Origin of the sequence: Micromonospora echinofusca (assembly GCF_017614955.1) — a bacterium.
Classification (GTDB): Bacteria; Actinomycetota; Actinomycetes; order Mycobacteriales; family Micromonosporaceae; genus Micromonospora; species Micromonospora echinofusca_A.
In genome coordinates this window covers 1-10,916 of sequence record NZ_WVUH01000253.1, presented here as the reverse complement: position 1 = coordinate 10,916, position 10,916 = coordinate 1, and the positions used below count along the sequence as shown (strand labels likewise).

The 10,916-nt window shown below is 70.2% G+C and carries 9 protein-coding genes and 1 pseudogene; all 10 read left to right on the top strand.

What is annotated here, in order from left to right; translation table 11 throughout:
- The coding region (gene eccCa / locus GSF22_RS24045; protein ID WP_208816005.1) for a type VII secretion protein EccCa at positions 1-3,583 on the top strand (3,583 nt) is incomplete at its 5' end.
- Positions 3,580-4,956 (top strand): type VII secretion integral membrane protein EccD, encoded by a 1,377-nt coding sequence (gene eccD, locus GSF22_RS24040; protein ID WP_208816004.1) that lies wholly within the window; start codon positions 3,580-3,582, stop codon positions 4,954-4,956. The genes eccCa and eccD, both read left to right, overlap by 4 nt.
- Positions 4,957-4,999: 43 nt before the next feature.
- On the top strand, positions 5,000-6,463 hold the full coding sequence (eccB, locus tag GSF22_RS24035; protein WP_208816003.1) for a type VII secretion protein EccB: 1,464 nt from the start codon (positions 5,000-5,002) through the stop codon (positions 6,461-6,463).
- Positions 6,464-6,538: 75 nt separating this feature from the next.
- Positions 6,539-6,838, top strand: a complete 300-nt coding sequence (locus GSF22_RS24030) for a WXG100 family type VII secretion target (RefSeq protein WP_208816002.1) — start codon at positions 6,539-6,541, stop codon at positions 6,836-6,838.
- 42 nt (positions 6,839-6,880) lie between these two features.
- Positions 6,881-7,183: a WXG100 family type VII secretion target gene (locus GSF22_RS24025; RefSeq protein ID WP_208816001.1), complete on the top strand. Its 303-nt coding sequence runs from the start codon at positions 6,881-6,883 to the stop codon at positions 7,181-7,183.
- A 78-nt stretch (positions 7,184-7,261) separates the two neighbouring features.
- Complete coding sequence (locus GSF22_RS24020) at positions 7,262-7,651, top strand: hypothetical protein (protein WP_208816000.1); 390 nt, start codon at positions 7,262-7,264, stop codon at positions 7,649-7,651.
- A 72-nt stretch (positions 7,652-7,723) separates the two neighbouring features.
- Entirely contained in the window at positions 7,724-8,041 is a 318-nt protein-coding gene (locus tag GSF22_RS24015) for a hypothetical protein (RefSeq protein ID WP_208815999.1), read from the top strand.
- 4 nt (positions 8,042-8,045) lie between these two features.
- Positions 8,046-9,701, top strand: a complete 1,656-nt coding sequence (locus tag GSF22_RS24010; protein WP_208815998.1) for a hypothetical protein — start codon at positions 8,046-8,048, stop codon at positions 9,699-9,701.
- 38 nt (positions 9,702-9,739) lie between these two features.
- Positions 9,740-10,081 (top strand): hypothetical protein, encoded by a 342-nt coding sequence (locus GSF22_RS24005; protein ID WP_208815997.1) that lies wholly within the window; start codon positions 9,740-9,742, stop codon positions 10,079-10,081.
- A gap of 51 nt (positions 10,082-10,132) precedes the next feature.
- A pseudogene (locus GSF22_RS24000) lies at positions 10,133-10,916 on the top strand (hypothetical protein); the annotation flags it as partial.

The window sequence follows — 10,916 nt, the reverse complement described above, 5'->3', positions numbered from 1 at the left end:
GGTACCCACCGACCGGCTGTGGGAACGGCGTACCAATCACGCCGACTTCGCCGAGGTGCGTATCGGCCTCGGCCAACAGCGGCTGGCCATGACCTTGCAGGCACCGCAGACCCAGCCGGTCGAGGATCTGGAACCGCTGTGCGCCAGCTCGCTGCGTCGCTTCCTGCGTGCCTACACGGTGATCGAGGACATGCCGGTGGCCGTGTACCTGCGTGGCTTCGCCCGGGTCAGCCTCGAAGGTGACGCCGGGACCAATCGTGGGCTGGTCCGGGCGATGGTGGCCCAACTGGCCGTCTTCCACTCGCCGGAGGATCTGCGCATCGCGGTGCTGGCCAACGCCGACCGGTTGCGGGACTGGGACTGGGTCAAGTGGCTGCCGCACACCCAGCACGGTGAACAGACCGACGCCGCCGGTGCCGTCCGGCTGGTCTGCGACTCCTGGGTCGACCTGGAACGGCTGCTCGGTGGCAGCGCGCTGGACGACCGTGGCCGGTACGAGCCGGGTGCGCTGCCGAGCCCCAACGAACCCTTCGTGGTGGTGGTCCTCGACGACCCGCCCATCCCCGGCAACCACCGGCTCGCCGGGGCCGGCTACCGCAACCTCGTGTCGATCGACGTGGACGCCAGCCTCCCGACGGACGGCACCGCGACGACGCTGCGACTGCGGATCGACGACGGACGCATCGAGAAGATCGACACGAGCCGGTCGGGTGCGGAGAAGAGCACCGCGGTGGGGCGCCCCGACGCGCTGAGTCTGGTGCGTACCCGGGCACTGGCCCGGCAGGTCGCGCCGTACCGGCTGGGTGGGACGGGGTCCGTCGTCGACAGCAGCGTCGCCGCCGCCGACCTGGCCGGCCTGCTCGGCATCGCCGACCTGCGTACCCTGCAGCCGCAGGCGATGTGGCAGGCCCGATCGGTGTGGGAACACCTGCGGGTGCCGATCGGGATCACCGACCGGGGGCAGACCGTCGAGCTCGACCTGAAGGAGTCCGCACAGGGCGGCATGGGGCCACACGGCATCCTGATCGGAGCCACCGGTTCGGGCAAGAGCGAGTTGATCCGCACGCTGGTCCTGGCGCTGGCGCTGGCGCACTCGTCGGAGAAGCTCAACATGGTGCTGGTCGACTTCAAGGGCGGCGCCACGTTCCTGGGCCTCGACGGGCTGCCGCACGTCTCGGCGCTGATCACCAACCTCGCCGACGAACTGCCACTGGTCGACCGGATGCAGGACGCCCTACAGGGGGAACTGGTCCGCCGGCAGGAACTGCTCCGCCGGCACAGCCACACCTCGATCCTGGAGTACGAACGGGCGCGGGCAGCCGGTAGCGAGCTGGAACCGATGCCGACGCTGGTGATCATCGTCGACGAGTTCGGTGAACTGCTGAGCGTCAAGCCCGAGTTCACCGACCTGTTCATGATGATCGGCCGGCTCGGCCGCTCGCTGGGCGTGCATCTGCTGCTGGCCTCGCAGCGCTTCGAGGAGGGCCGGATCCGGACCCTGGAGACGCACCTGTCCTACCGGATCGGCCTGAAGATGTTCTCGGGCATGGAGTCGCGCAGCGTCATCGGGGTCAGCGACGCGTACGACAAGCCGCTCGCGCCGGGCTCCGGATTCCTGCGTACGGACACCACCACCCTGGTGAAGTTCCGGGGCGCGTACGTGTCGGGGCCGTGCCCGGTGCGCGGTCGACGGGTCGCCCAGCCGGTGAGCAACTCCCGGGTGGTGGGCTTCGAGGCCGGGTACGTCGTGCCGGCGCGACCGGTCGAGCCGCCGCCCCCGCAGGCACCCGTCGAGGAGGTGCCCGCAGCCGAGACGACGCTGGCGGTGATCGTCGACCGGCTGCGCGACGCCGGCCCGCCGGCGCACCGGGTGTGGCTGCCACCGCTGGCCGAGCCCGCCACGCTCGACGAGGTGCTGCCGGGGATCACCGTCGACCCGAAGCGTGGCTTCGGCGCCCCGTACGGCGGGCTGCGGGTACCGGTCGGCCTCGTGGACCGGCCGTTCGAACAGCGCCGGGAGGTGCTGCTCGCCGACCTGGAGGGCGCCAAGGGGCACGCCGCCGTGGTGGGTGCGCCCCGGAGCGGCAAGAGCACCCTGCTGCGGACACTGGTCGGCGGACTCGCCCTCAGCCACACACCACAGGAGGTGCAGTTCTACATCCTCGACTTCGGCGGTGGGGCGATGGCGGCGCTGGCCGGACTGCCCCACGTCGGTGGCGTGGCCAACCGGCGGGACCGGGAGCGCGTCACCCGCACCGTCGCCGAGGTGTCCGGCATCCTCGACCGGCGCGAGGAGTTCTTCGGCCGGCACGACGTGGAGTCCATGGCCGCCTACCGGCGGGCCCGGGCGGCAGGCCAGTTCGCGGAGGACCGGTTCGGCGACGTGTTCCTGGTCATCGACGGCTGGTTCACGCTGCACCAGGAGTTCGAGGGGTTGGAGCCGGCGATCCAGGAGATCGCCACCCGGGGACTGAGCTACGGCGTGCACCTGGTGATCAGCGCCGGCCGCTGGTCGGAGATCCGACCGTGGCTGCGTGACGTACTGCAGAGCCGGTTCGAACTGCGCCTCGGTGACCCGATGGAATCCGAGATCGACTTCCGGAAGGCCAAGACGGTGCCCGAGGCACCCGGGCGCGGACTGACCCTGGACAAGTTCCACTTCCTGTCCGTGGTCCCGCGCCTCGGCCCCGCCATGCTGCACGTCGACGCCGAGTCGGGCGAGGAGGAGGCGGCGGCAGGGCTGGCCGCCCTGGTCGACGCCGTGCACGCCGGCTGGAGCGGCCCTTCGGCGCCGGCCGTCCGGATGCTGCCCAAGGTGTTGGAACGGCGGCTGCTGCCCACCACGCCCGGTGAGGGCGAACTGCGCGTCGCGCTGGGACTCGACGACCAACGGCTCGAACCGGTGTGGCACGACTTCGGTGCCAACCCGCACCTGATGATCTTCGGCGACACCGAGACCGGCAAGACCAATCTGCTGCGGCACGTCGCCCAGGCCGTCGTCGAGCGCTTCGCGCCGGAGGAGGCGCAGGCGCTCGTCGTCGACCCCCGCCGTAACCTCGCCACCGCGTTCACACCCGGTCAGACCGTCGGGTACGCCCTGCACGGCAAGGCCCTGCGGGACGTGCTGGCCCGGGGCGTACCACTGCTCAAGAGCCGGGTGCCGGGTCCGGACATCAGCCCGGACCGGCTGCCTGCCCGGGACTGGTGGGAAGGCCCACGCCTGTTCGTGATCATGGACGACTACGACATGGTCAGCGGCACGATGGACTACCCCGCCGAGGCGCTGGTCGACCTCCTGGCGCAGGGCGCGGAGATCGGCCTGCACGTGATCGTCGCCCGTGGTACCGCCGGTGCCGCCCGAGGGATGTCCGATCCGCTGCTGCGACGGCTGTGGGACCTCGGCAGCACCGCCGTGCTCTTCTCCTGCCCACGGGACGAGGGCGGGTTCCTCGGTCAGGTCAAGCCGCTGACCCTGCCCGCCGGCCGCGCGCAGCTCGTCCGGCGCCGCACCGACCCGATCCAGTTCCAGACACCGCTGACCACCGGTCCCACCGACGGCGGACCCCGAGAGGCCGAACAATGAGCGATCTCAGCCGTGTTGTCCTGGTCACCCCGCAGCGGACGGTGGAGATGGCACTGCCGTCGATGGTGCCGCTGGCCGATCTCATCCCGGTCCTGGTGCAGCGGGCGACCCTGCCCGGCGGCCTGGACCAGCAGGGCCGGCAACGCGCGTTCAACGGTGAGAACGACTGGGTGTTGCAGAGGTTGGGCAGTGGCCCGCTCGACGAGGACCTCACCGTGGCGGCGCTGCAGATCCGCGACGGCGAGACGCTCTACCTGCGCCCCCGCGACGCGGAACTGCCGCCGGTGCACTTCGACGACCTCATCGACGGGATCGCCACCGGCCTGCGCAACCGCCCCGACCGCTGGGGGGACCGGCTCACCCGGGTGCTGTTCCTCGTCGTCTGCGCCGTCACACTGCTCACCTGCTTCGCCATCCTGCTCGACGACGCGGTGCCCCGCCGGGGCACGTTGGCCACCGGCTGCGCCGTCGCACTGGTGTGCGGGGCCATGATGTGCTCCCGCGCGCTGGCCGACGGGTGGGCCGCCGGCACCCTCGGGGTGGCCGCCGTACCCTTCGCGGGCCTGGCCGGGCACACGGTGCCCCCCGTCGCCGCGCCCGACGCGTCGCAGTTGTTGTGCGCGGCCGTCGCCGCCAGCCTCGCCGCGCTGCTGGTGATGTTCGCGGTCGGGCAGTACCGGGCCTTCTTCCTCGCCGGCTGGCTGGCCAGCCTGGCCCTGGCCGGGTACGCCCTGCTGGTGGTCTGCGGGCTCACCGGGGTGCAGTCGGCCGCCGTGACCGTCGCGGCGGCCCTGCTCGCCACGGCCGCCGCGCCCTCGCTGGCCTTCCGGCTGGCCCTGTTCCGCCTGCCCCAGCTACCCACCAGCTCGACCGACCTCGCCGAGGACATCGACCCCCATCCCGGCGCCAGGCTGCTCTCCGGTGCGGTGGTCGCCGACACGTACCTCACCTGGCTGCTCGTCGCCGCCGGGGTGATCTGCACGGCCGGCATCGTGGTGGTCGCCACCACCAGGGGAACGGCACCGACCTGGTTCGTCATCACCGCCCTCGGCGTCGCCGCGCTGCGCTCGCGCGGGCTCAGCTCCGGCTGGCAACGCGCGGCCACCCTGCTGCCCGTGCTCGTCGGCGGCTCCGTCCTCGTCGTCCGGCTGGCCGGGCGGGAGACCACGACGGCAGCCGCGCTGTCCGTGATCGGTCTGCTCGCCCTCGCCGTCGCGGCGCTCGCCCTGTCGCGGAATCTGCCCGGTCGGCGGCTGCTGCCCTACTGGGGCCGCTTCGCCGACTTCAGCGAGTACCTCATCGCCGTCGGCATGGTGCTGAGCCTGCTCGCCGTCTTCGACGCCTACCAGTGGGCACGCGCACTCGCCGGCTAGGCCCGCCACACACCCGACGACACCGAGGAAAGGAAGACATCCCGTGCAGAGCCGCCGAGACCAGGCCCAGGCCCACGCGTTCGTGATGAGCCGACTGGTGTCCGCGTTGCTGCGTGCCGAGCCGGACGCGCCGATCACCCCGCTGCACCGGTTCCTGGTCGGCGCGCTCTGCGGGCTGCTGCTCGGCGGGCTGCTGCTGGTGGGATTCGGCGTGTACGGCTTCTTCGTGCCCGGCGGCAGCAAGGCGTGGCGCAAGCCCGGGGTGCTGGTGGTGGAGAAGGAGACCGGGGCGCGGTACGTGGTCGTCGACGGGGTGCTGCGGCCGGTGCTCAACTACACCTCGGCCCGACTGATTCTCGGCGGCACCCCGAAGGTGGTGACCGTGTCCCGTAACTCCCTCCGGGACGCACCGCACGGGTTGCCGGTCGGCATCCTCGCCGCGCCGGACCATCTGCCCGATCGGAAGCGGCTGAACGCCAACCAGTGGCGGGTCTGCTCGGCAAGCCGGGCGGACGCCGTCGGCCGGCAACGCCCGTACGTCACGCTGGAAGCCGGCTCGGCGATGGCGGTACGCGCCGCCGCAGCCGATGAGGCCCTGGTCGTCCGTACCCCCGCGAACCAGAGCTTCGTGACGTGGAACAACCAACGGCTGCGGGTGCCGAACCCGGCGATGCTCGGGGCGCTGGGCTACTCGGCGGCCACGGTACGGCAGGTCGGCTGGGCCTGGATCAACGCCGTGCCGGCCGGACCGGACCTGGTGCCCGAACCCATCCCCGGCCGGGGCTCGGCGGGCCCCCGGATCGACGGTCGGGCGACGCTGGTGGGTCAACTGTTCAAGGTGCCCGCCGTCGCGGCCGGCGACGCGGACCAGTTCTTCGTCGTGCGCGTCGACGGGCTCTCGCCGTTGACTGCCGTCGGTGCAGCCCTGCTGCTGGCGGCCCGGGAAAGCCGGGCGGCGTACCCGGCGGGCCGGGTGGCGATGCTGGACCTGAGCCCGGCGGCGTTGGCGCAGTCTCGGCTGTCGGCGATCTCCTCGATCAACGACTCGCTGCCGGCGAGGCCGCCACGCCTGCTACAGATCGGCCCGGGTGAGGCACCGTGCCTGCGGATCGGTATGAAAGCCGCCGGACCCGAGGTGTCGGTCGGCGTGGCCGCTGCGACGACCTCGGCCGGTCCGTCGCTCGGCGGTGGCGCCGACCAGGTGGTGATCAGCCCCGGTTCTGGGCTGCTGCTGCGTGACCAGCCCGGACCGGATGTCGCGGAGGGTACCCGGTATCTGCTGGTGGACAGCGGGGTGCGCTATCCGATTCCCAGCGACAAGGTGACCGGCGTGCTCGGCTACGGCGGACTCGCTCCGATGCCGGTTCCCGGGCCGATCCTGGCGCTACTGCCGGTCGGGCAACCCCTCGATCCGGAGGCCGCACGCGCCACGGTGCCCTTCACGACCCCCGGCCTGCCAGGCCGGGTCGAAACCGACGGGCCCGAGGGGAGTGGTGCCGCGAACTAGCAGCCCTCCTGCGCGATCACGCGGCACTTCGCCGCACGGCAATCCCAGATCCGAACACCAGAGAAGGTGACAGCCTTGACCTCCCCCATCTCCAACACCAGTGGCGGCATGCAGGCCGCGGGCCAGCGGTTCGTGGCGACGTACAGCGAGATCGACGGTTACATGAAGAGCCTGCGGAACGAGTTGACCGCGCTGCGCTCGCAGTGGGACGGCAGTGCCGCATCGGTCTTCGAGAACACCATGAACCAGTGGGGTGCCGAGTTCGACAAGATCCTCGTCGATCTCGACTCCATGGCCGACCGGTTGATCGGCGGCGCCGGCCACGTCGAGTCCGCAGAGGACTTCGCCCTCCAGCAGGGCGCGTTCTTCAAGTAGGCGTCGGGAACGACCCACCAGGAAGACATCGAGGAGAGTCAGATGAGTCAGCCCACCTACCGGTACAACGGCACGGCGATCCTGCAGGGGATCGAGGCGATCCGCGCCGCGCACAACCGGATCGACACCGCGCTGGACGAGCTGGAGCGGTACGCCGACACGCAGTTGCAGGCGTGGGACGGCGCCACCCGGCAGACCTACAACGAGTACAAGGCCCGCTGGGACCAGTCGGTCAACAACATGAAGGAGATCATGGTGCGCGGTGCGATTCCGTCCCTTCAGAACATCCTGGACAACTACAACCAGACGGAGCGGATCAACCAGTCCGGTTGGCAGCAGGGATAGGCGTACGTCAGCGGCGGGGTCCGGCGGTGACCGATCATCGCGCTGCCGGCTCCGCGTCATCCGATGGAAGGTGAGCCCATGGCTGACAACTCCTCCGTCGTCGCTGATGCCGCCGGCATCAAGAACCTCGGCGACGACATCCTGAGCTGGGCCTTACGTGTCGACGAGCTGAAGGTGCTGCTGGACAATGCCTTCGTCACGCCTGGCCACGTGGAGCCGTACGCCGACGACGTGCGGAACCGGTTCAACGTCAGGGTCAAGACCGAACTGAGCAGGGCCCTGGATCAGGTCCACGGCTCCTTCAGCGGCATCGGCCTGGAACTGAAGCGGATCGCCCAGGTGTACGCCACCGCCGAAGACCTCAACAAGGACGACCTGCTCCGGCTGCAGAAGCTGATTCGATCGGTCAACAAGATCTACCCCGAATTCAGCCCGATACCGGCGCCGACCACGCCGCCGCCGTACTAGTCGACGTATCAAGTCGGGCGTCGATCGATGCCCGCACCGCGTGCCGTGCCCATTCCCGCGAAGGACAGCCGGATGTCGAACCATGGGTCCTACACCTTCCGCCAGGTCCAGGCGGCGATCCTGCCTGGTCGTCCGGCGACGCTGTCGACGGCGGTCCGGGCCGAACTCGTGAGCCTTCTCGACTGTCTGGCGCTGTCGTTCCGCGCCTACGGGTCGGTCCTGACCGACAGCGCGACCGCCCTGTCGAGGGCACAGTCCGAGCTCGCGCAGTTCGCGGGCGACGTCGGCGTGTACCGGGCGCAGATGGCGGCGATCGGGGTGGGCTCGGACGAGGCCAGCATCGACGCGGAGGCCCGGGGTACGGCGTCGCCTCGTGAGGCGGGGAGGTGACGGGATGGGTAAACACGTCGACGAGGTGAACAAGTGGGTCAACGCTTTCGACGATTCGCTGGCCGCGCTGCACAAGAAGTACGGCGATCCGCTCAGGTTCGAGAGTTCCGGTGACGGGGCAGCCGAATCCTCGCCGGGTAACGCCGACAATGCCGCAGAAGTGCTGAAGAAGGTGCGGACGGGCCTGGAAGAGCTTTCTGCGGCGCTGTTGACCGAGGACTTGGACAGGCAGGGCTACTGGCAGGGACCGGCGGCTGACGTGTTCGGCGACACGATCAAGGTGTATCGCGGGTACTTCGCCGAACTGGCGTCGATGATCAAGCTCTACGAGGTGGCCACCAAGGACAAGGTCGCGAAGCAGCACAGGGCCGCCCTGGAGGCGTTCGAGAATGCCCTGAACGGCGAGGGTGGACTCCGCAAGAAGTGGAAGGCGGTGGAGGAAAGGCACTACGACAGGGTCGTCTTTCTGGCTGGTCTCGTGGATATGAGAGAAAACAGGTGGAACTGGCGATGGGGTGTCATCGAGCCGGTCTCCGCAGATGTGATCGACGCCTACAACGAGGCGACGAGGCAGTACCGGGCTGAGGCAGAGGCGGTCTATCAGGAGTCGGCGACCAGGTTCGCGAAGATCTGGACCGACCTCAACCCCGTGTACCAGAGCGCGGTCGTGGACTACAAACCTCTGCCGAGTCCCGATTTCAGCACGGTCAGGGCGCGGGGCGTCGACTCGGACAAGCCGCCGGCGGGGCCCGACGACGGTGCGCCCCCGCCCGACCTGCCGGGGCCGGACCTACCCGGCCTGGGTGGCATGCCGGACCCGTCCGGGACGATGCCCGACCTGGGCGGTGGAGGACTGGGCGACCTGGGTGCCGGCGCAGGACTGGGCGGCGCAGGACTGGGCGGCGCAGGACTGGGCGACCTGGGTGCCGGGGGGTTGCCCGACCTGGGCGCGGGCGGGCTGTTGCCGGGACCGGACGGCACCAGCGGCATCGACGTCACGGGCAACGGCGTGCCCGATGTCAACCCTGGCGGCATTCCCCTGCCTGGCGGAGATCTGCCAGCCGGAAGTCGGGTGGTGCGCCGGCCCGACGGCTCGAAGGGCATCGACCTCAACGGTGACGGCGTCGCGGATGTCGACATGGACGGCCGGGCGGTGCCGGAGGGAGGCGCGCCGCAGGAGAGCCGTCTCGTCACCGGCCCGGATGGGCGCACCGGGTACGACACGAATGGCGACGGCGTCCCGGACGTGGGGTTCGACGGTCGTCCGATGTCATCGGACCCGGCCGGCTCGCCGGACCCGGTCGGGCGGGTGCCGGGTGACCAGGTCCGGCAGGTGTCCGGCGGTGACGGCGCGACTCCCACCATCTCCACGGCCGCCGTGGGCGGTCCACTGGGAACCGGCTACCCGCCCCCGATCCCGCCAGCCGTGGGCGCCGGAGCCGGCGGGACCAACAACGAGCGTGAGCGCCAGACGTGGCTGCAGGAGGACGAGCAGGTGTGGGCGGACGACCACGCCCCCATCAGTGCGCTCGGCCGCCCGTCGGACGACGAAGACGACGAGGACGTGCCGGACGAATGGGCGGCACCGCCGCGACGGCCGCGTGGCGCGCCACAACGAGCGACGCAGGGAAGTTGGCCGCCGGGCCGCTCCCGGGGCTGATCGGCGAGTCAGTGATGTGGAGATGAGAGGAGCACACCATGGTGACGACGGTGAACGATGCGGAGATCAAGGCTCTCGCGGGACGGCTCAGCGAACTCGCCAAGCCGTTGAACGACTATCTGGCGTTGCTCCCGGGGAAAGCCCTGCTGCCGGGGGAGTTCGCGGAAGGAGAAGACCTGAGGATTCTGTTCGACAGTCGCAACAGGAGTCTGGTCGACGGGCTGAGGGCAACGAGCCAGGCGATCCAGGACATTCACCTCAGGCTCACGGAGATCAGCCAGAAGTACCAGGCCACCGAAGACGACAACACGGTGACGGCGGCCGATCTTGAAGGTCTGATCAAGCAGGTCAAGGAAGATCTTCCGGGTATCCAGCTGTAACAGTTTGCCGCCCTGGCGGCGAGGAGAGCCATCCAGAGGGAGGAGCGGCCGATGGCGGCAAACCAAGATCTGCTTACCGTGCAGAACGTCTATGCGGCATTGAGCAAAGGCGACGAGGCGCGGTTCGTCGAGGTCGGGGAGACCGTCGCGAAGCTGTACAGCGATCTCGACGTGTTGTGTGTCGGCATCATGAGCGAGATCCAGAAGCTGCCCACCTTCTGGACCGGTCCCGCCGCCGACGCGTTCACACCGGTGGGGCGGGAGCTCGCCGTTTTCGTGGCCGCGCTGCGGGAACCACTGAAGGGTTACCAGGCCGCCCTGGACGACGCGAAGGTCGCCCTCGGGAAGGCGAAGGCCGACATAGCCGAGCTGCAGTCGAAACGCAACGCGTTCATCGTCGAGAGCTTCCCGCGCGTCGTGGACGAGTCGCCGTTCAACCAGCGGGCGCGCGAGATCCTGACGGCGCTGGCGGACAGCTACGGCCAGGTCATTTCGCAGCTCAAGCCCGTTCCGAGCAATCCGGCACAGGTACGCACCTCGCAGACCGGTGCCGGCGGCACCGAGGACGACAAGCCCGCTGGCGGCGACGAGGAGGAGGACAAGAAGGAAGGCGGCAGCGAGGAGGACAAGGGCGGCACCGGGAGCGGCGACGAGGAGCAGGACAAGGGCAGCGAGGAGGATCCGGAGGCTGGCGGTGACCCGGCCGGCGGCGGCGATCCGGGCGGCGGCGGTTCTGGCGGCGGTGACCTCGGCGGCGGCGATCCGGCCGGTGGTGACCTCGGCGCCGGTGGTGGCGCTCCCGACCTGGGCGGCGGCGACAGCGGTGCGGGTGGGC